This window comes from Roseovarius albus, assembly GCF_900172335.1.
GTDB lineage: Bacteria > Pseudomonadota > Alphaproteobacteria > Rhodobacterales > Rhodobacteraceae > Roseovarius > Roseovarius albus.
In genome coordinates, this window is the sequence record NZ_FWFX01000016.1 from 21,713 (window position 1) to 43,415 (window position 21,703).

At 51.9% G+C, this 21,703-nt stretch carries 18 protein-coding genes; 6 read left to right on the forward strand and 12 right to left on the reverse strand.

The annotated features are described in order from the left end of the window. Positions 1–202 precede the first annotated feature (202 nt). Both ROA7450_RS18470 and ROA7450_RS18475 read left to right on the forward strand, forming a co-directional pair. Entirely contained in the window at positions 203–1,192 is a 990-nt protein-coding gene (locus ROA7450_RS18470) for an ABC transporter ATP-binding protein (RefSeq protein WP_085807440.1), read from the forward strand. Further along, positions 1,189–2,208, forward strand: a complete 1,020-nt coding sequence (locus tag ROA7450_RS18475; protein ID WP_085807441.1) for an ABC transporter ATP-binding protein — start codon at positions 1,189–1,191, stop codon at positions 2,206–2,208. The genes ROA7450_RS18470 and ROA7450_RS18475 overlap by 4 nt, the downstream gene beginning before the upstream one ends. Here the strand turns inward: ROA7450_RS18475 and ROA7450_RS18480 are convergent. After that, positions 2,169–3,071, reverse strand: coding sequence for a LysR family transcriptional regulator (locus tag ROA7450_RS18480; RefSeq protein WP_085807442.1), 903 nt, complete (start codon positions 3,069–3,071; stop codon positions 2,169–2,171). The two genes, ROA7450_RS18475 and ROA7450_RS18480, sit on opposite strands and share 40 nt — an antisense overlap. A 104-nt stretch (positions 3,072–3,175) precedes the next feature. Between ROA7450_RS18480 and ROA7450_RS18485 the strand changes: the two genes are divergently transcribed. From ROA7450_RS18485 to ROA7450_RS18495, 3 genes are read left to right on the forward strand one after another with little or no spacing between them, the layout of a single operon-like run. Next, the gene (locus ROA7450_RS18485) at positions 3,176–4,192 is read left to right on the forward strand and encodes an agmatine deiminase family protein (protein WP_200812985.1); all 1,017 of its coding nucleotides are present in this window, start codon (positions 3,176–3,178) and stop codon (positions 4,190–4,192) included. After that, the gene (locus ROA7450_RS18490; protein WP_085807443.1) at positions 4,189–5,241 is read left to right on the forward strand and encodes an agmatine deiminase family protein; all 1,053 of its coding nucleotides are present in this window, start codon (positions 4,189–4,191) and stop codon (positions 5,239–5,241) included. The genes ROA7450_RS18485 and ROA7450_RS18490 overlap by 4 nt, the downstream gene beginning before the upstream one ends. Before the next feature lie 20 nt (positions 5,242–5,261). After that, positions 5,262–6,176: a helix-turn-helix transcriptional regulator gene (locus tag ROA7450_RS18495; RefSeq protein ID WP_159454099.1), complete on the forward strand. Its 915-nt coding sequence runs from the start codon at positions 5,262–5,264 to the stop codon at positions 6,174–6,176. A gap of 3 nt (positions 6,177–6,179) precedes the next feature. On the opposite strand, the gene ROA7450_RS18500 is transcribed toward ROA7450_RS18495, so the two are convergent. The 10 genes from ROA7450_RS18500 to ROA7450_RS18540 form a co-directional block, all read right to left on the reverse strand. Further along, positions 6,180–7,856, reverse strand: coding sequence for an amidohydrolase (locus ROA7450_RS18500; protein WP_159454100.1), 1,677 nt, complete (start codon positions 7,854–7,856; stop codon positions 6,180–6,182). 166 nt (positions 7,857–8,022) lie between these two features. Beyond that, the gene (locus ROA7450_RS18505) at positions 8,023–9,297 is read right to left on the reverse strand and encodes a Zn-dependent hydrolase (protein ID WP_085807446.1); all 1,275 of its coding nucleotides are present in this window, start codon (positions 9,295–9,297) and stop codon (positions 8,023–8,025) included. Between the two features lie 23 nt (positions 9,298–9,320). Continuing rightward, the gene (locus tag ROA7450_RS18510) at positions 9,321–9,638 is read right to left on the reverse strand and encodes an MOSC domain-containing protein (RefSeq protein WP_085807447.1); all 318 of its coding nucleotides are present in this window, start codon (positions 9,636–9,638) and stop codon (positions 9,321–9,323) included. Positions 9,639–9,677: 39 nt separating this feature from the next. Next, entirely contained in the window at positions 9,678–10,979 is a 1,302-nt protein-coding gene (locus ROA7450_RS18515) for an NAD(P)/FAD-dependent oxidoreductase (RefSeq protein ID WP_085807448.1), read from the reverse strand. Then, positions 10,972–11,118, reverse strand: a complete 147-nt coding sequence (locus tag ROA7450_RS21070; RefSeq protein ID WP_159454101.1) for a hypothetical protein — start codon at positions 11,116–11,118, stop codon at positions 10,972–10,974. The genes ROA7450_RS18515 and ROA7450_RS21070 overlap by 8 nt, the downstream gene beginning before the upstream one ends. Before the next feature lie 615 nt (positions 11,119–11,733). Then, entirely contained in the window at positions 11,734–12,510 is a 777-nt protein-coding gene (locus ROA7450_RS18520) for an alpha/beta fold hydrolase (RefSeq protein ID WP_085807449.1), read from the reverse strand. Next, positions 12,507–14,063: an ABC transporter permease gene (locus tag ROA7450_RS18525; RefSeq protein WP_085807450.1), complete on the reverse strand. Its 1,557-nt coding sequence runs from the start codon at positions 14,061–14,063 to the stop codon at positions 12,507–12,509. Before ROA7450_RS18525 ends, ROA7450_RS18520 begins: the two co-directional genes overlap by 4 nt. Continuing rightward, the gene (locus tag ROA7450_RS18530) at positions 14,060–15,115 is read right to left on the reverse strand and encodes a quaternary amine ABC transporter ATP-binding protein (RefSeq protein ID WP_085807451.1); all 1,056 of its coding nucleotides are present in this window, start codon (positions 15,113–15,115) and stop codon (positions 14,060–14,062) included. The genes ROA7450_RS18525 and ROA7450_RS18530 overlap by 4 nt, the downstream gene beginning before the upstream one ends. A 91-nt stretch (positions 15,116–15,206) precedes the next feature. Then, positions 15,207–16,172, reverse strand: a complete 966-nt coding sequence (locus tag ROA7450_RS18535) for an ABC transporter substrate-binding protein (RefSeq protein WP_085807452.1) — start codon at positions 16,170–16,172, stop codon at positions 15,207–15,209. Between the two features lie 29 nt (positions 16,173–16,201). Next, a complete protein-coding gene (locus ROA7450_RS18540) occupies positions 16,202–18,529 on the reverse strand; it encodes a DUF1989 domain-containing protein (protein WP_085807453.1) in 2,328 nt (775 codons plus the stop codon). 45 nt (positions 18,530–18,574) lie between these two features. Between ROA7450_RS18540 and ROA7450_RS18545 the strand changes: the two genes are divergently transcribed. Next, positions 18,575–19,651 (forward strand): LacI family DNA-binding transcriptional regulator, encoded by a 1,077-nt coding sequence (locus ROA7450_RS18545; protein WP_085807454.1) that lies wholly within the window; start codon positions 18,575–18,577, stop codon positions 19,649–19,651. A gap of 202 nt (positions 19,652–19,853) precedes the next feature. Here the strand turns inward: ROA7450_RS18545 and ROA7450_RS18550 are convergent, their stop codons facing one another. Beyond that, positions 19,854–21,467, reverse strand: a complete 1,614-nt coding sequence (locus tag ROA7450_RS18550; protein WP_085807455.1) for an ABC transporter substrate-binding protein — start codon at positions 21,465–21,467, stop codon at positions 19,854–19,856. Positions 21,468–21,703: the final 236 nt, after the last annotated feature.

Genomic DNA, 21,703 nt, shown 5'->3' on the forward strand with positions numbered 1-21,703 from the left:
CAGACGATTGACAGCGGCGCAGGGATTCCACGCTGCAAGCATGTTCTAAAGATCGCTTCGTTACCCCCAATCTGTCGATACCCACAAAGGGGCACAGCCATGCAGGCGCGTTCCGTGTATTGATATCGTAGGATTCGGAAGTGCGGGACCGACCCGTAGGTGTAAATTCTCAAGTCTTCATGGATAAGGATGTCATTTAAATATGGATCTGCTCAATGTTAGCAATCTGACTGTTTCAGTTGTTCGCCAAGCGCATTCTGCCGCTATCGTGGATAGCCTTTCCTTTGATTTGCAACAGGGGCAATGCTTGGGAATTGTGGGTGAAAGCGGGTCGGGCAAAAGTACTGCCGCTATGGCCATCATGGGCCTGCTCGACAGCAAATCTTTGAATGTCTCAGGCAAGGTGATTTTTGATGGTACCGACCTTGCTCGCTTGAGCCCAAAGGAATTCCGCCAGTTGCAAGGTACAGAGATTGCGATGATCTTTCAGGATCCAATGAGCAGTCTCAACCCGGTTTTGCGAATAGGCGACCAGATTATCGAATGTGTTCAGGCCCACCGCCGAAGAAACAAGAAAGAAGCCCGCGAAAAAGCCGTGGATGTACTTACTCAGGTGGGTATGCCGGATCCCGAAGGTATGTTGGAGCGCTACCCTCATCAGCTCAGCGGGGGTCAAAGGCAACGGGTCATGATTGCCATGGCTATCGTGTTTGAGCCTCGGCTTTTGATCGCGGATGAGCCGACAACTGCCCTCGATCTGACAATTCAGGCGCAAATTCTTGAATTGTTGAAAACACTATCGCGGGATCTCAATATGGCGCTGATTCTAATCACCCATGATTTGGGGGTCGTATCCCAGATGTGTGATGAGGTCATTGTGCTTTATTCTGGTCGTGACGTGGAACGGGGGCCAGCTGAAGAGGTGCTTGAACATCCATCTCATCCCTACACTGTTGGGTTGCTTGGTGCGCACCCGTCTTTAGATGCAGACGACAGCCGCCTTACCCCCATCCCCGGAGCGCCTCCATCGATCTGGCACCGCCCTTCGGGCTGTGCCTTCAGGGACCGGTGTAAGCACGCCAAACCCCAGTGCGCAGAGCGTATTCCCAGCCTCTTCAGTACCGAACGTGAGCACCATAAAGTCGCTTGTTTACTGAATGGGGACGTGTCTATGGAAAGGGCAATAGCATGAACCGCGTGGCGTTAGAGGTTGAAAACCTCAGTGTTGAATTTCCATCCCCAGGCGCGCGCGGGTTGTTCCAGCCGCCAGCGACCTTTCGGGCCCTGAGTGATATCTCACTGTCTGTGGCCACGGGAGAAGTTTTAGGTCTCATTGGCGAATCCGGAAGCGGAAAAACTACTTTGGGAAAAGCGATTGTGGGGTTGGTGCAAACTTCGCAAGGCCAGATCCAGGTTGATGGTACAGCGCTTGATATACAGAAAGATCGTGACCGGCATGAGCTGGCACGCCGGGTGCAGATGGTGTTTCAGGATCCCTTTTCCTCGCTGCATCCGCGAAAGACCGTGGGCCATACACTGGCTGAACCATTTCGCATCCAAAAAACCGCCGGCCGTAACGACCAAACAACAAAGGTTAACGCATTGCTGGAACGAGTCGGATTGAGCCCGACCCATGCCGCGCGATACCCACAGCATTTCAGCGGGGGGCAAAGACAACGCATTGCGATCGCACGAGCAATTGCAAACCAGCCCTCTGTTCTTGTTGCTGATGAACCTGTCAGTGCGCTTGATGTTTCAGTGCAGGCGCAGATCCTGAACCTTCTGGATGATTTGAAATCGCAAGAAAACATGGCGATGTTGTTCATTAGCCATGATTTGTCGGTGGTTCGGCATCTATGTCAGCGAATTGCAGTCATGTATCTGGGTCGTATTGTTGAAATTGGTCCTGCCAAGGAATTGGCTGCCAATCCGGCGCATCCCTATACAGCTGCACTGATGTCAGCCGTGCCTCGGGTGAAAGCCCGCAACAAAGCACGGTCTAAACCAATTGTTTTGCAGGGCGACGTGCCGTCGCATGCAGCAATTCCAAGCGGTTGCCCGTTTCACACCAGATGTTGGCTCTACGAAAAGAAAGGTTGCCCGGCACGTTGTCGTACAGAGGTGCCGTCGTTGGATAAGGTTGATAGTGCCCGTCAATCTGCCTGCTTTTATTCGACCGAGGTTGAATCACCTGACAATGGGGCGTGACGGCACAACCAATCCCAAAGTTTACGCACGTCGGGTCGCTGGAGGTGATGGTCCAATGTCACCATGTAAATATAGCGCTTTGTCGTGAGTACCGGGCCGGGGGCCTGCACCAGTTTATGCTCTTTAAGCCATGGCTTGGCCAGCTCTGGATTGCCCAGATAGACACCCATGCCTCGTGCGGCGGCATCCAGAGCAAACGTCGGGTCGGAAAAGTTGAGCCCCGCTGAAAAGTTTTCTCGCTCTCGCTCAGCATGCGCATACCACTTTCGCCAGTCATCGGGTTCCTCATCATGGATTAGGGGAACCGTGTCAGGCGCGGCTTCTAACTGCTCCAAAAGCGCGGGTACGCACAGTGGTGCTCGGCATTCCTGTAGAAACACTTGCCCAATCTCATCAGGCAATTGCGGCGGCTCGCGCCGGAATGAAATATCATATTCGGTGTCGGCCAGTTCTTGATAGCTTTCACCAGTATAAAGCCAAGGTTCGATCTCAGGGGCTTCGGATTTCAACGCGGCCAGGCGCGGCATAAACCATCCAGCGGCAAGGCTGGGCGGTATATGAACCACGACAGTCCCGGGCTTGGTATAGGCATCCAATCTTTGCACGCCTAGGCGTACTCGTTCCAACGCGTCTGCGCTGGTGTTGTAAAGGTCGGTTCCGGCATCGGTTAGCTCGATCCCTCTTCCGATCCGTTGAAACAACGGCTGCCCAAGATGGGATTCCAGCGCGCGGATTTGGTGCGATATCGCTGACTGGGTCACGTTAAGTTCTTCAGCTGCCAACGAAAAACTGCCCAGACGTGCTGCGGCCTCGAATCCAACCAAGGCTCCAAGCGGGGGGAGAAGGCGATACGGATTATTCATGAATTAAACTAATCGATATGATAAGAATTACGGGTTTGTAGATTAGTATACCTCATGTGTAAGCTACGAGCAAGACTCACTCACGGACAGGTAGGAGATATCGCATGTCACAATTGACCCCAAAGCAAGCCGGATTTTACATGCCTGCCGAATGGGTGCCGCATGCCCGGACTTGGATGATGTGGCCCTCACGCCCTGAGGTCTGGGACCGCATGGAAGAAACCTGCCTTAACTACGCAGCAGTGGCACACGCGATCCGCAGATTTGAACCTCTGACAATGCTCGTGCGTAGCGAAGATGTTAAAACAGCCCGCAACTTTCTGGGCAGCGATATTGATCTGTTGGAACATCCAATTGATGATAGCTGGGCGCGGGATGCTGGCCCATGCTTTCTTGTGAATGATCAGGGAGATCGTGCTGGTGTTTCGTTTGAATTTAACGCCTGGGGCGAAAAATATCAGCCCTACGGAGGCGATAATGCTGTCTCTGCAGCGATCTGCAGTGCCGCAGATGTACGTGAATTCACCTCGCGGTTGGTGGCTGAAGGTGGCGGCGTCAGCGTCGATGGCGAAGGCACCATTCTTAGCACTATAAGCTGCTTTCCGAACGCGAACCGAAACCCTGACTGGAGCCTTGACGCGATTGAAGCTGAGCTGAAGGAAATGCTTGGCGGGGATAAAGTCATTTGGCTGCCGGGAAACCATCTGGAAACGGAAACCGACGGCCATATAGATGGTACGGCCGTATTCCTTGCGCCGGGGGTTGTGCTGGTCGAAGGCGAAGGTCCCGCTGATGGCGAATGGTATGATATCAATAAAGCCAACATCGCGGCACTTGATGGTCAAACTGACGCGAAGGGCCGGGCGCTCGAGATTGTACGAGTTCCTGATGCCTCAGATCATGGCTCGGATCATGAGAAATTTTGCAGCTCATACGTGAACTCTTACATCTGCAATGGCGCGGTCGTGATGCCGAAATACGATCTGCGCGAGGATGATCTAGTGCGCGAAGTTTATGAAGAGCATTTCCCCGAACGCGAGATTGTTCAGGTCAATATCCCTTCCATCGCAATTGGTGGCGGAGGCATCCATTGCATTACTCAGCAGGAGCCAGCAGCATGACCATTGATATAAAAGCTGAACTGTCTGCCGGCAAAACTCCAGGAGAGTTGGGGTTTGTCATGCCAGCAGAAACGGCTCGTCACGCCGCTTGCTGGATGGCATGGGTGCACGATGATCACGCTGACACATGGGGGGCAGAACTGCCTCAGGTTCAAGGTGCTTTTGTTGAAATTGCCACTGCCATATCGCAGTTCGAGCGCGTTCGTGTCGTGGCGCATCCAGAGGTCTTTGATGAGGCGCGCAAGCTCTTGCCACCCCAAGTAGACGTCATTGCTCTGGCGCAGGATGACTTGTGGTTTCGTGATACGGGGCCTTTGTTTGTGCAGAACGAGGCTGGGCAAACCATCGGCTCCAACCTGATTTTCAACAACTGGGGGGACAAGTTTCCGATTGAACCCGGTGACCGAGATATTGGTGCTAATCTGATCAATCATCTGGACCTGCCGTTGTTTCAGTCCCCACTGTGCGGCGAGGGCGGCGGGCTGATCAGTGACGGCCGAGGCACGGTGATCACGACTGAGACTTGCTTTTTAAACCCAAATCGAAACGCTGGCATGACCAAGGCAGATGTCGAACGCGAATTGTTCCACGCTATTGGTGCGCGCAAGGTCATTTGGCTGCCCGGCGATACTGAGGAATGGATCACGGATGGTCATATTGATGGCGTGTTGACCTTTGTCAAACCGGGCCATGTCATCTTTGAAGACAATCCTGATGACAACCACCCGCATCAGAAAGTGTGTCGTGAGAACCTGAAAGCATTGAAGGGACAAACAGATGCTGACGGTAATGAAATCGAGATCACCTTGATGAATGAGGCCTATCTCTATGACGACGGCAGCGATGCCTCAGCGACGTCTTATGTGAACTGCTACATCGCAAATGGTGGGATTGTTTTGCCAAAATTCGGGACGCCCGAAACTGATGAGGCCGCCGTCGACGTTTTCCGACAGGTCTTTCCTGAGAGAAAAATCGTGCAAGTGGATATTCGCAACGTTTGTTGGAACGGTGGTGGGATTCACTGCATGACTCAGCAGCAACCCGCCTGAAATCTGGAAAGGAGCGCATGATGTCACCCTACGCAACACTAAATAAATTCCACTTACGAATTGCAGAAACTAACATTCATTCTCCGGGTCCGGAAAGCTTAACCTATTGTCTTGATGCCCTCTCAGAGGTTGTCACCTTAGTGGGTCAAGATGGCTTCCTTTCTGCTCTTGCAAGGTTGTGCGAAGCGGCATCCGGCTACGACAGTACATTCATCACCGCATATTTTGATAGTCATTCTCCTGTGGAGCTTTTCGACAATCTGGATGATGAATTTAGTGATGCAACCATCGGGCCTTACCTAGATTTTGCCTATCTGCTTGACCCTTTCTACAACTTGATCCGAAACGGTCGACACGACGGTGTCGTCACTCTGAAAGACTGCGCGCCAGATGACTTTTTAACGTCAGAATATTATGAGACTTTCTATGTCGGGACAGGACTTTTTGATGAAGCCAACGTCATCGTGCCTTTTGGCGAAGGGACTTTTCTATCTTTGTCTTTAGGTAGTCGCGACGAAGGATTTATGCTTTCGGATGCGGCCAGAGAAATGTTGACGGCACTTTTCCCTTGCATTTCAGCGCTTTGCAAGCGCCATTGGCCCAAATTCAATCCTGAAAGCATTCAAGGCCAGGGCCGAATAGGTTTACACCTCGAAAAATCGTTTGAACGCTTCTCTACCTCTGTACTAAGCCAACGCGAAGCAGAAATTGTCCGATTGATCCTGAAAGGCCATTCCTCCAAATCAATCGCACGGGAGCTAGGAAACAGCCCGGAAACTGTCAAAGTGCACCGCAAGCGGATTCATAATAAGCTGGGCATCGCTTCTCAGGGTGAATTGTTTTCACTCTTCCTCGACGCGCTATCGCAAACGCCATCAAATGCAACAGAAGATCCGCTCACTTACCTTGATCGACAAGTGAGCGAATACGACTAAGCGTCATTTGGAGAAAAGCCCGGTTTCGTCAAAGACTGCCTGGCCCTGCAAGAGCGTCGCCTCAATCTGGACATCCGCAATCTGATCTACGGGAATGTCCAGTATGTTTTCGCTGATGATCACCAAGTCTGCGAATTTTCCGACTTCAATTGATCCTGTCCGATCATCATGCTGAAGAAGATAGGCCGGGTTGATTGTCATCGCTTCAATTGCAGTCGCCACATCTGGGAAACCGTTATGTTTTCGGCCAACCGCAGCCGCGATTTTGATCATTGGGTTCAGTTCATCAGCATCCCAATCACTGCTAAGTGTTACAGTCGCACCTGCGTTGATCAGATCTCCAGCTGCAAGCAAGTGTGACGCACGTTGTCCGAGGAATTGCTCCATAAAGCCGACGTAGTTGACATCAAGTGCACTGGGAGCGAGCTGAATGTCTGCCACAGCATTCAATTCCGCGAACCGTGGATAATCCGAGGGATCGATAAGATAAAGGTGCGTCAGTCGATGCGGACCAGCTGTCGGGTCAGCCTCTTCAATCGCATCAAGTGCAAGCCGTGCTCCATAGTCGCCGGTAACGTGAAAGTGCAACTGGAATCCTGCGGCGCTTAATTCTCGTGCTGCCCGCTTTAGCGCCTCTTCTGGGAAATATAGATAGCCGTATTCTTCATCTGGTTCTAAACCCAAACCCGGCTCATAGGGGGACAACAAGGCGCCGGTTGCCTGACTTAGAATGCCATCCACATAGATCTTAGCCTGATTGAACCGCACAAGCCGGTCAGGATCATTGTGATAGAGCGTTCGCAACTCAGCTAGCTGTTCCTCTAGCGGTCTGTCGGGGTAGATGTAAAAAGCGTTCGATGCCCGGACTGTGAGTGCTTCTTCCTCTTCCGCCCAGTCCCAAACTTTGTGATGCCCCTGCGGCCAATACCCACCCGCATCGCTGACACTCGTGATGCCATTTGCGTTCAGCTCTGCAGTTGCGGACAGAAGACTATCATACGCAAAGTTGAGATTTTCTTCGGTTGGTGGAAAGGCGAGAGTACGCAGATTGTTTGGCGCGTTTTCCAAAACAACACCATTGGGTGTTCCCGCTTGATTGCGCAAAATAATATTTCCGTTGGGCGCGTCGGGCGCCGTGTCATAACCGGCAGCCTGCAGCGCTTTCGAGTTGGCCCAAGCCCCATGCCCAATATCGTCCAGGATAAGAACTGGCCGGTCTGGCACAACCTCGTCTAGTACCTCAACCGGATTTGGATGCAGGTCCAACAGGGCTGTCATGTTGACACCTGCGGCCAGAACCCAATCACCGGTTTCGCTATCTTCGGCGCAATCCATGACACTCTGACGGTATCCGTTCAGATCATCAAACGGTTCAAACAAACACAAGACCGCGTTCACCCCGGCTTCGACCGCGTGCAGGTGAACGTCCTGAAATCCGGGCAGCACCATACGCCCCCCCAAATCCACGATTTTTGCATCAGTACCCACAGTCGCGAAAACACTGCTTTGCGTACCAACTGCGGTGATGATGCCATTCTCATCAATCGCGATCGCCTCGACCCAGCTACGGTTTTCATCCACGGTATAGATTTCGCCGCCCGTAAGAACTAATGCCTGTCCTAATACCGTTTGTGGGGAAATACTCAGCAACAATAAGGCCAACGTGTTGAATATTCTCATGTTCATCTCCACTCGATTACCATAGTGCGTTCATCCAAGAGCCCAGATACCTTGAATGAGGTCGGCAATCCTGATCGGAACCTCCGAAACCAGATAGCTACAAGCCTTTTAGATTCGCAGCAGCTAAAGATCAGTTTATGTGTTGGTGCTATTTTTCCCAAAAGTCTCATACTCGCTCGCCGGCATTTGCATCTTGAGCAGCACTAACAATTTTACCCGCAAATTGAAGAGCAGTATCTAGGAGTACATTTGCGCCGGCTTCCACGTGTTCAGGAGATGCGTACTCTCGTTCGTTGTGACTAATTCCATCTTTGCAGGGGATAAACACCATTGTTGTTGGGGCAATCCGCGCAAGATTAAATGCATCATGACCTGCACCTGACACAATTTCCATCGCCGCATAGTCGCGCTTCAAAGCCGCGCCACGAACCGCATCAACCATATCTTTGTCAAATTGAACGACAGCAGAATGCCAGATGCAGTTCGCTTCGATCTTCAAGTGTTTGTTTGCCTTTGCAATAGTTTGAATTCCTTCTAGAAATCTCTGTTGCATGTTCTCGAGCACAGATTCATCAGGGCTTCGCAAATCCACAGATACTTGAATTTGGCCTGGCACAACGTTGATCGAGCTAGGAAAGGTATCGATTTCGCCGATAGTTGCGCGCGAAGCCATATCCACTTCAGCAATCTGAAAGACTAAGTCAATGATCCGGGCAAGAGCTGGAACCGGGTCCTTACGAGATGCCATCGGGACTGGCCCAGCGTGTGTTTCTTCGCCTTGCAAAGTGACGTTGAACCAGCGAATGGCCTGGCCACCTGTTACAATACCGATTGTCTTCTCTTCGGCCTCAAGGACCGGACCCTGCTCAATATGAAGTTCGATATAGCGGCCGATTCGATGATTGCCGGGAGGCAAACCTTTGTCATACCCATGAGCAATCAATTCATCTGAGACTGAAACCCCGTTAGAGTCTTTCGTTGCAAGGGTTTCTGGAAGTGAAAGTGTTCCTGTAAACACCCCAGAACCCATCATTGCAGGTTGAAACCTAGTGCCTTCTTCATTTGTCCAAACCGCAACATCTATATGTTTGCGAGTGCTAATTTTGTGGTCATCAAGGGTTTCAAGAACTTCCAAGCCAGCCAAAACGCCGAGCATACCATCAAACCGACCCCCATTCGGCTGCGTATCAAGATGTGAACCCAACACCACAGGTAATGCGCTGACTTCTGTACCCGAACGGCGAACAAAGAGATTACCTATCTTGTCGTAGAATGTTTGATACCCTCTGTTCTTGCACCATGCGAGAAAGAGCTCTCGGCCATCTATGTCATCTTGTGACATTGCCAAACGACGGCTGCCGTTTCTAGGGATCTCTCCGATTTCAGCCATATCCATAATACGTGACCAGAGACGTTCAGAATTGATTGATTGATCTGTCATAAATCTTTCCTTTTCTAGAATGATCATGCGTGAGGGTAGAGACGTCTCGGAGGACGGTGAACTGCGATGCGATCACCTGTTAGAATGCTGCCTTCCTTATCCACCCAGGCAACCAAGCCACGTCGAATTGTTTTGGCCTTTACAAAGCGCTTCCCGCAACCGGGATGTATCTGATCAATTTCATCACCGGGATATCGGCAAGGTCGGTCTTCCTTAATGCGCGAGAACGCCATCGTTGCCTTTTCAATCGGTTTTGATTTCAGACTCTCGTCGTCGTGATCTCCATTGGCCAGCAGGACCTCAACACGTCCTTCGATCTTGGTTGGGCCCAGAATGATCATCGCTCAGAGTCCTCTTTGAAAAATTTGACCCCTTGCATATCAATGAAGTTTCAGTCGGGGGTGAACGCGCTCTCGGAGCCATTCGCTTAGAATAAGCAAAGAACCCCGAAGCGCACCGTGCAGGATGAACTGATGCCGACGATACAAAAGTTTGTAAGCTCTTCGAGCAAACCAACCGTCTACATTATGAGATCCAAGTAAATTCCCCATCATCATACCTATTGTCGAATGCGAACCAAAATTCACTAAAGACCCGTGGTCTTTAAATCGAAACACACCAGCAGGTGCCTTAGTTACTAGAAGTCGACTTAATTCGTTGGCGAGATGTTCAGCTTGTTGCGACGCTACCTGCGCCTTTGGGGGCAATGGCCGGCCTGATTTGGGATCGAGCAAACGAGCACAATCGCCAAGGGCCCACATCGTCTCATCACCCTGTAGCTGCAACGTGTCTTGAATGGCTAGAAAGCCGGATTCCAAATAAAAGTCGGGCACAAGCTCTTTCAATACGCTTGGTGCTCCGATACCCGCCACCCATGCCGTAATGTCTGAGGTAATAACTGTATCATCCTCAGTTTTCACATCGCCACTGGGCAAAACTTCATGAACTTTGCACGAAGTGCGAACGTCGACACCCAGTTCTTGCAGTCGCTCGAGCGCTTTTGTCGATAGGGTCTCATCTAGCTGCGGCAAAATGCGGGGCGCTGCCTCAATTAGCGTAATCGAAACGCTTTTGCTGGCATCAAAAGCGTCAAAACCGTACCGAGTCAGATGACCAATCGAATGTGTTAACTCCGCGGCCAGCTCAACACCCGTAGCTCCCCCTCCGATTATACTAATTCTTAGCTGTTCCGATTTTTCTACCTTCTTTGTATCCAAACGCAGACAGTGCTCGAAAAACGCATCTTGATACCGGCTGGCTTGTTCTAGCGTATCCAGAAAAAAGCAATTTTCTGTGATACCGGGAATGCCAAATGTTTTGGGTTCACTACCTATCGCAAAAACAAGATGGTCGTATGGCAAAGTGCGTTTAGGTATGCTTTCTCCAGTTGATCCCAAGCGTCCGGAAATCGCTATAGTTTTAGCCTCTCGGTCAATGTGCAACACTTCGCCAGTGCGAAATCGAAACCCGTGCATGTCAGCAAGAGAAAGATAACTCAATTGATCTCCGGAAATTCCTCGTGTGCCCGCTGCCACTTCATGAAAAAGCGGTTTCCACACATGATTCATTTTCCGATCAACAAGTGTCACGCGGTCTTTAGAGCTGCGTCGCAGCTTCTTTGATAGCCGGATAGCTAATTCTAAGCCTCCGGCACCACCACCTATGATAACAATTTCAGCCATCCAGCGTCATCCAAACTGATTTTGTTTGTGTGTTCTTCAGCAACGCCTCTTGCGATTTCCCATCAGCCAACAGCTGTGTATCCGGTTGCAAATTAACCGCAAAGTTTTGCCATTCTTTTACAGAAGCAATTTTAAGCATTTTCCATTACTCTACTTGCTATGAGTGAGCATTAATTTCTCCTGAAATAGCTTTGGATGTGAGTCCCACCTATGGGGGACTAGGGGAGCAACTCGTTGTGTTGGCACGGCATCTGTTGCTGGGGGGCCTAAATTTTCTCAATTGATTGTGACATAACCCTGCCACTCGCGCGGCTTGAAAATCCGAGCATCAGGTTTTTCATTGACCCGAAAATTGGCGTGACAACATCCTCTAGACAATTGAAACCCGTTTACGTCGCAGTCTCCTCCTTTTGAAAACCATTAGTGAGCTGAACAAAAGTGCTCCTTCGGTCAGACATCTTCAAAGTTCGTTGCATAGGCCGTCAGAGATTAAACTGCAGCACTTCGGAGCGCGGAGCTGGCCTCGGAGATTATTCCTTAATGGTGTCGTTCAATGGATAAACAATTGTCGTTATGCCGACAATGATCTATGGAAACGGATGGATGACCTGTTTGAGCCCAAACTGTCGAATGCTGCGGTTCAAACGAATAGGTGCAAAGTGCCTAAAGCTGCTGTTTCAACTAGAGCAAATGGTTTCTTGTTGACGTTAGTCTATTTTGGCCATTGATGCTGTGCGGTCCACAAAACGACCATTCAAGAGATGTCACGGTGGTGATCCATCAAAGTTTCAAGCACAGAGGCCTTTTCAGTCCGGCTTAAAAAATCCGACAGTAATGCATTGAAGATATTTGGTTTTTCCAAATGTACTGCATGGGCGCAACCGGGAACGACAGCAAGTTCGGCCTGAGGGATTGATCTCCAGAGCTGTTCGGTCTGTGCCCATGAATACGTGCGGTCCTGATCTCCCCAAATGACCATGGTTTTGGCCTTTATAGCAGATAGGCGATCGTCGGCACGCCAATGGCGCATTGCATCCAGTCCTTTGAGTATCGCATCTGGTGCGCTTTGTGCGGCTATTTCAGCACAATCTGGATAGGCGGCTGCACAATGTTCTTTCAGAAACCATGTGGCAGCGATGCGACGAGCGGTTTCCTCGAACCCCTCGGTTTGGGCGCGCCGTTTGCTTTCCTCAATAGTTTCAAACCGTCCTGGCAGGTTGCCGACTGCGCCCGTGGCATAGAGGATCACATGATCGACCCGGTGTGGTGCGCGGTGAACCATTTCCTGTACGATCATCCCTCCCATCGAATGACCCAACAAGTGGAAACGTTCGATCTCAAGGTAGGACAGTTGATCCAGGACCCAATCAGCAAACCCGCTGATCGAGTCAATACTGGGCAAATCTGCATTTTGTCCGAAGCCTGGTAGATCAATCGTGATCAGGTTTCGGGTGTCCGACAACGCGCACCGTTGTGGTGCCCATTGCGCGCTGCCCCCCATGAAACCATGCACCAAGACAAGTGGTGTCACTTCCGCTGTCCCTGCACGATGCGATCAAGTATCATGGCGCAGAACAGGATAGCAAAGCCTGCCAGAATGCCTTGTCCGACATTGGCATATTGTAGTGCTTCAAGAACGTCTTCACCCAATCCTTTCGCGCCGATCAGTGAGGCCACGACAACCATCGCCAGTGACAGCATGATTGTCTGATTGATACCCGCCCGAATTGAGGGGCTCGCTAACGGCAGGTCGACTTTGGTGAGTAGGTACCACTTATTTGCGCCAAAGCTGATCGCCGCCTCCCGCACGCTTTCAGGGACGCCACGCAAACCCAAAACAGTCAGGCGTACCACCGGTGTACCGCCGAAAATCATCGTAACAATGACGGCCGCTGGTTTGCCGACGCCGAAAAACGCGATGACCGGCACCATGAAGACAAAGGCAGGCATCGTTTGCATGAAATCCATGATGGGTTGGATGAAGGCGTAGAAGCGTGGACGCCGAGCCGCGAACATGCCCAACGGTATGCCGATCACGATTGATAAACACGCCGCAGTGCCTAGCAATGCCAATGTTGTCATTGCCGCCTCCCAAAAGCCTAAGAGGCCCATATAGGCGAGGAATGCGCCTGAATAGATCGCTGTTCTGATCCCCGCGGTTAGCCAGGTGAGCAGGATGATCAGGCTTGCAATCACGATCCATGGGGTCTGTACAAGTATAACTTCCAACGCATCAAGCAATGCTCGGATACCAATCGTGAGCCCTTCAAAGAATGCTTCACTATTTCGGACGCAAAACGCGATAAAGTCTTCCACCCAGGTGATGCCAGTCAAACGGATATTGGGATCTGTTGGAAAGTGGCTGAGCAATGAGAAACGACCGGGGAAACTGTAATGCATCATTGCCGCTGTCACGATCAGCGCCATGAAAATAGCACTGAACACGATCTCAGAGACAGGCATGGCTGAACGGATTGACCGATCTGACAACCATTCAGAAAACCGCGTCTCAAGCGCCCAATTGGCCACGACAGACTGAATCGTTTTGATAACCAGCAAGAGAACAAGGCCCCACAACACTATTGAAGGGCCTTCGGCGGCCAAAGCTTCGGCTTCGGCACGGATTCCTCCGATGTTGGCCTCAAGCGAGTCGACTGTGCGCTGATAGACATCAACCTTGTCGGAGTTTGATTCAATTGCGGCTTCCAACTGCTGGCGGCGCAGTTCCAGTGTTCCTTCGATTGACGCGATGCGAGCCATTGCATCAGCCGCAAGATCTCCAAAAAGACCGCGCGCAATCTGTACATAAGCAAGTGTTTCAAGAATTAAGAATGGTAAGGCCCATGTCCACAAGCCGCGAGCGCCATACCAGACAGGGCCGAATATCCCGGCCATGAGATTGAAAGTCGCCGTAAAACGAGCAGACGCGCCGATCTTGTCGAAATTCTTGATGTAATAGTCGGGGTTGGTTCGTACAAATTTCCGGATGTTTTCGCGTCGCTCTTCGGCATAAGCCAAAGCGGCTTCACTTTCTGTATCTTCTAGCGGGTTTACGCCATCGGGGTTCACGTCGGATGTGCTCATGATACTTCCGTCCCTTCGATTACTGTGCGCAGTAGATCGGCACGTGTGATCAGGCCCACATCTCTACCGCCATCTTCCACCAAAATCGCACCGCTGTTGTCGATCGCTAAATTGATCAGCGTGCTTAGATTTTCACTCTCGTTGACGCGCGGTGAATCTGCACCCAGCGGGCCATGGGTGGCGACATAGTCATCAATCGGTTGCATAACTGCGTGGGCACGCACCACCTTGAGCCGCGAAATACCCGCCACAAAGTCTGCCACGTAATCGTCGGCAGGATTCATGACGATGTCTTCAGCCGTACCGATCTGAACGACTTTGCCATCACGCATGATTGCAATTCGATTGCCGATACGCACAGCCTCGTCCAAGTCATGTGTGATGAAGATTGTTGTTTTTTTCAGGATCTTGCTGAGCCGGATGAATTCATCCTGCAATTGCCGCCGAATGAGCGGATCTAGTGCCGAGAATGGCTCATCCATCAGCAGCACGTCAGGGTTTGCCGCCAGAGCGCGCGCCAAACCAACCCTTTGCTGCATTCCCCCGGAAAGCTCGTGCGCGAATTTAGACCCCCAGGCCCCCAATTCAACGATGTCCAGAATGGCCGCCGCCTGTCGCATGCGTTCATTTTTGCTCACTTGTCGGATTTCCAACGGCAAGGCCACGTTATCCAGAACCGAGCGGTGCGGCATCAATGCGAAGTTCTGAAACACCATGCCGATTTTGTTGTTGCGAAACTGTTGAAGCTCTTGTGGTCCCAACGCCATCACGTCGGTGCCTTCAATCTCAATCTTTCCATCAGTGGGTTCCAACAATCGGTTGAAATGGCGGACTAGCGTGGACTTGCCGCTACCGGACAGGCCCATGATACAGAATATCTCACCGCGGTTCACGGACAGGCTCACGTCAGCGACACCGACGACACAGTTGTGTTCAGCAAGGACCTCGGCTTTGGTCAAGCCTTGTTCGCGTATTGCCTGCAACGCGATTTCGGGCTTGGCTCCAAAAATCTTCCAGACATTCGAAATTTCAATAACGGTATCGTCGCTCATGTCTCTCCCCCGTGGCCTAACAAATGGCCCTGTTATTTCAATGTGGCAGCAAACATGCGCTGCCACATTGGTTGATGACATCCGGGTCGGATTAAAGGCCCAGCCAGGCGTCTACACGATCTGGGTTTGCATCGATCCATTCGAGAGCCACTTCCGACGGATCGCGACCATTAGCGCTGATTTCAAAGGCAAAAGCTGAAACGTCATCCGCAGTTACTTGGAAATTTGCGAAAAACTCTGCAATCGCCGGAGAACGGTCAGCCAGAGAGTTGGACCATGCAATCTGCACGTCCTTCAGCGCATCTTTAGAGGCGACCGTCGACTTTTCATACCAGTCAGGATCATCCGATGGCTGCACCATCACGTATTTTTCGGGGTCAAATGTTGGCTCCGATAGCATTTCCACATCGAACATGTACCAAACCGCGTGCGGTTTATAACAATAGAAAGCATAACCTTCGTCCTTGGCGATGCTATCCTTGATACGCGCAGTTTTGACGCTTTCTTCGGCACGGACCGGTTCGATGAAATCCAGAAGACCGTAGTCACGCACCTTGACTTCATTTACGTTGGCCGAGGCCCATCCTGGCGCACCGATCCACATTTCGCCGCGGCCATTGCCGTCACTGTCCATCAGGGCAGCAACATCAGGGCGACCCAAATCGGCAATGTCGGTAATGTTGTTGGCCTCGCCGAAGTTTTTTGACACACAGAAACCCTGATTTCCTTCGTAAGGGTTTGACGACAAGGTAACCGTTCCTGCTTCATCCACGTATTTTTGAGTGAAGCTCTGTTGATTGGGCAACCACACATCAGGGTGGACGTCGATATCACCCTTACCTTGGTCCATCGCTTGGAAGATCGTCGCGTTATTGCCAGGTACATACTCGACCGAGCCTCCGATCCGCGTTTCGACGACCGCACCTAATAGATGCGCGATCGCCTGGGCGCCGGTCCAGGATGGGACACCTATTTTTACCTCTTCAGCCGCAGCGGCGGGCAACGCCAATAGGCCGAGTGAGGCTGACAATGTCAGGGATTTCATGTTTAGGGTCATAGTTTCTCTCCTGCTGATTAGATATTTTCTTATGCGCGCGCCCGCGTTCGCCGCGGGTCTATGAACGGAATATCGGTGACTTTCGCGCCTAGTCGTTTCATGCGTCCATCAAGCTGCCCGATTTCCAGCCTTGTTTCATTTTCTGAGTATTCCACAGAAAGGCGTGCAATTGCGATACTGTGTTCGAGTGAAGGAGACCGGGTGGCAGAGGTAATGATTCCGACCTGTCTTTCATTTGCGAAAACAGAAGCCCCATGCGCTGGAATATCATCGCACTCCAAAAGCAAACCTTTGAGGACCTGCCGCGGGTTCTGCTGATTCCGCTCCAATGCAGCCTTTCCAGTAAATTCAGCTTTGGTCAGGTCAACGGCAAATCCAAGGCCAGCCTCGAACGCGTCGACTCCGGGAGCAAATTCCGCGTTGGCAGCCGCCAGCCCCGCTTCTATGCGGATGATCTCAAGCGCAGCTGATCCCATTGGGGTGATCCCAAACTCTTTACCCGCCTCCATCACTGCGTCCCAGATGGTGATTGCATCGGCCTTAGAGCAAAAAATTTCGTATCCAAGTTCTCCGGTGTAGCCAGAGCGTGACAACATAAATGGCGCCCCCTCGCGATCATTCAGTCGGGCGACCGTGCAGCCAAACCACTTGAGCTGATCAAGGGTAGGAACCTGGGGTTGTGTGAAAGCGATCTTGCGCAACACATCGCGGGATTTAGGCCCTTGTAGTGCTAGGTTAGGTAGCGCATTCCTCATGTCGTGGATTCGTACCTGTAGCCCGTGCTCCTCCGCCAATGATAGTAATGTTCGACCGCTTTCTTCGCTGCCACAGCACCAGCGGAACAAGTCATTTGCCAGCCGGAACAGCGTGCCATCATCTATGACCGTACCGGTTTCATCACACATCAACGTGTAAGAACCACGCCACACCGGTAGTTTGGCGACATTGCGTGTCGTCGCCAACTGCAACAATTTCTCGGCATCTGGTCCAATGATGTCGTATTTGCGCAGGCCACTCATGTCTTGCAAAGTTACCGCTTCCCGGCAGGCCCAATATTCGCCCAACGTGCCGTGTGACGGAAAGCTGACCGGCGCCCACAAATCCCGCGCGGGTGCGAAATGCTGGGTCAGTGGCTCTAGTCGTTCATGAAAGGCGGATTCCTGACTAATGGACATCGGGGCATCTTCCTTTTCACGGTAGGCGACCGCACGGCGGATCGGAGTTTCAGGCCGGTAGATCCGCACATGCACATCGGTGGGATTCCAACCGTTAATTGGGTCAAGATCATCTGGGCAAGCGGTAGAAGCGCAGACCAAATCTTCCATCGCCCGCATCGCGATATAATCACCCGGGCGCGAATGACTTTCATCAACCAGCAATTCGTGGGAATGTGAATCGATCCATGTATTCCAGAAGAAATTGATCGCAGGCCAGGCCGAGCGACGTCTCACACCATAAGGTGTGAGAGCGTCAGAAATGTTATCGGAACAGTTAATGTGACCCGGGAAGCCGCGCTCGGCGTAACCCCGTGCTGTGCAAGCCAGGCCGTATGCATCGTGACGTCCACATGTATCTTGAATAACGTTCAGAAGGGGCCTCATTTCGCCGTCATAGAATTTGTCCAGCATGCCAGGGCCCGGATAGGCGCGACGCACCATCGATCGGGTTGAGGTACTATCGATCAGCCATTCCTCACCTTTATCTAGGCCATCCGTTCTGATGGCGACAAAGTCCGAGCATTGCTGGCCCTCGACATCGATGATCTGGACTATTTCGCCCTGCCGAACCTCATAGGACAAACCAGTGCCGCGCTTGACCGTGAATTCCTCGCGCACGTCCCCCAAGGGGTCAGGTAAAATCGGGCCGCTAGCATTTGCCTGTTGGTGAGAAACGACAACCGAACCGCTACTGCTTCCGGTAACCAGTTGATCCCGTTTCAAAGGTTGCATGATCCACACTGAAATCGGAGCGCTGGCTTTCAATATGATCTGATCTTCACTTCGGGGCAAATCGGCGATGGCTATACCGGAGCCTGGCTCACCACCCTGTGCCGCTATCCAAGCGACCAGCCTGTCGCTATCCACTTTGGACAAATCTAATTCCCCGGTCTTGGATAGTGCCAAAGAGGTCAAGGCATTTCGGCCTGTTTCGTCAAAGGCTAAAACTTGCAATCGAGTGTTTGGCCCACTCCCCGTGACTGACAGGAGGTCGCCTATTTGCATGGGGATATAGGAAACTTCGCGTGGCGCGAGTGCAAATGTCTTTCCGTGTGATGGCTTTTGGAACCCTGCATAGACCCGTGCAGGCGTCTCATAGCCGTTGTTGCTAAAATCATGAAGGATCGAAAAGGTTCGCATTGTTTCAAGTATGAGTCGCAGTATGTAACTAGTTACACGATCTTGATGAAACTAGTTACATGTGTCAAGGTATTCATCGAAAAATCAGGCAACCTATGGATTTCAAAAAAATTGGCCAACCAGAAACGCAAGAAACGTGCGAACCTCAGAGATGTTGCCAAGGCAGCAAACGTCTCAGTAGCGACAGTATCGCGTGTATTGAATTCTCCAGTCACGGTATCCGAAGATACTCGTCGCCGTGTACAGGATGTCATTGCAAGCTTGCACTTCGTACCAAGTGCGGCAGCCCGAGCAATCAATACCGGCAGAACTCGAGTGGTTGGAGCCATCGTGCCAACACTCGACAACGCAATCTTCTCAAAATTTCTCGCAACGCTTGAAAAGACACTGGCAGAGCATGGGCTATCGCTTGTTGTTGCAACAACAAAAGGTGATCCGAATATTGAAGCACAAAAGGCACAAGGCCTAGTAGATATAGGTGCAGAAGCACTGATTGTTTCTGGTGTAACGCATAGTCCGGATTTCGAGAAATTAATCGAACTGACGCGCCTCCCCGTGATCGCCACCTCGTGTTATGATAAAAACTATCATTTGCCGACAATTGGTTACGATAACGCCGGCGCTTCACGTATTGCTCTTGATTTCCTCTTGTCTGCCGGGCACCGAAAGATTGCGGTGGTTCACGGTCCGGTGAAAGACAACGATCGAACATTGGCTCGACTGTCAGGTTTGAAGGCCTTAGACCAGAACCACACTTTGCAAACCTTCGAGACGAACATTTCAGTTCAAGGTGGCTGTGATGCAACTCAAATGCTGCTCGCAGAAACCACGTCTTTTTCCGTAATTTTATGTTTTTCTGACGTTCTGGCTTTAGGTGTTCTGTTCGAATTACAACGAAATCGGATAAAAGTGCCTGATGAGATGTCATTGGTGGGCATCGATGACCTGCCTTCATCGTCCTGCACATTCCCCGAAATCACAACCGTTCATCTGCCGGTTGCAACCATGGGTGAAACCACTGGGGAAGCGATAGTTGAATGGCTGGATAACCACGTCGCACCCAAATCAAAACTTCTCCAAGCGGAGTTGATTGTTCGGAATTCCACGCGAGAATTTAATTAAGACAACTCCGCAGACTTGAAATTGGAAAGGCGACCTAAAAAGTATGGCTCGATCTAACGCGAAGTTGACTAACGACATCCTGCCAACCTAGGTTTTACGTCTGACGCAATGTAAATATTACTGCCATTGGTCAACTTGCAGCGAAAGCTCGGTTTGTCCTGCACAGCCCCGCAATCGGGGCTGTGCCGCAATTTCCTGATGTTCAACCAGAGAACCACCAGCGGCTTGGGCCGCGTGCGCCATCAAGTTCCCAGCTCGCGGCAACGTTGGGCCCGTGCATTACATTGCTGCGTCGGGCGTAGACAAAGTTATTGAACATCGGGATGACGGTGCCGCCGTCATCGCGGGCAATGATCGCCATTTCACGGTACATCTCGGCGCGAAGACTGTCATCGAGCTCTCCCTTCGCTTGGAGGAGGAGTTCGTTGAAGCGTTCGTTCTGCCAAAAGCTCTCGTTCCACGCAGCATCATCCTTGTAGGCCAGCGTGTACATCACGTCCGGCGTCGGTCGTGCGCCCCAAGACACTGCGCAGAAAGGTTTTTTCAGCCAAACGTCGTTGTAGTAACCGTCGTTGGGCTCTCGCACCACGTTGACCGTGATGCCGGCGGCTTTTGCCTGTGCCGCGTAAAGCACGCACATGTCGACCGCGCCGGAAAACAGGCTGTCTGCTGTCGATATGCTGACTGTGAGTCCGTCCACGCCTGCTTTCTTGAGAAGAGACTTGGCCTGGTCCGGATCATATTCGCGCTGTTCGACATCGTCGGGCCAGTACGGTTGGGCGGGCGAATGGTGGAAGTCATTGCCGATTGAGGCCGCGCCGAAAGCGATCTTCTCGATGATCTCATTGCGGTCTATCGAAAGCTTAAGAGCGTTGCGAACGTTGACATCGTCGAAGGGGGCGGTGTTGCAGTGCATCGGCATCGTGATCGCCGCACCTGAGGGCACGTTGTCGATCGCGATATTCGGATCACGCTCCAGCAGTGCGGATGTCTTCAGGTCGATCGCAGTTACCGCATCCACGTCACCTGTCACCAACGCAGATTGGCGCGCGTTCGGGTCGTTGAGGACCAGCATGTCGACCTTGTCAAAGTATGCCCCTTCCAGGTGCCAGCCCTCGTGGCGACTCAGGCTCCAGCTTACGCCCCATTCACCGCTGTCGATCTTATAGGGGCCCGACCCGTCGCCGCTTTGCCAGTTGAGCGTTCCGTCGTCATTGGCCGGGCAAACCGGCAGGTGGTAGTCCGTCATGAGCCAAGGCAGGTCTGCGTTGCCGCTTTCAAGCGCGACGACGACTGTGTGGTCACCATCGGCCTGAACATCCGTCACAGCCGCAAGCAGAGCCTTTGCCGCCGAGGTGGTGTCGTCTCCGCGGTGATGGTTGAGCGATGCGATCACATCGTTCGCCGTGACCGATTTTCCGCTGTGGAACGTGGCGTTGGGGTTCAACTCAAAGGTCCAGACAGACGCGTCTGCGTTGGCGGTCCATTGCGTGGCCAGATCTGGACCAAGCGTGCCATCGGGCTCGATCAGCGTGAGGAAGCTGCGGTGTTGGTGGACAAGGTGGATCTGAAGACGCGAGGAATACATGCCCGGGTCATGCGTATCCGAGGTATTGCCGTCGTGTATTCCGACCCGGAAGGTTCCGCCACGGCGAGGTTCCTGTGCGTGTGCGCTGCTGGTCCACAAACCGGTGGCCGCGCTCGCGGTCATGCCCGCTGCCATCGAGTAGTGCATGAAAGATCGGCGTGAAATGCTGCCCGTCTTTGCAGCATCTGCCAGTTTGGTCAGAAGGATTTGGTCGGTACTTTTGGTCATTACGACACCTTTTTCCTGTTGGTTATTGGTTTGAGGGTCACGCGAGTGCCATGCGATTTCCCGGGCATTCCCCGGGTGGATCTACGGTTGGCGGCAACGCGGCCTCACTCTCTCGGTGGATGGGCGGACATAATTTCCAAGCCTCATCTGCGGCTTTCTGGACGCTCGAAAATGGATTGATTGAGGGTTTTGAACTCTCCTTTTGGCGTTGATTCCAGTAAAATTGGTATACCAAT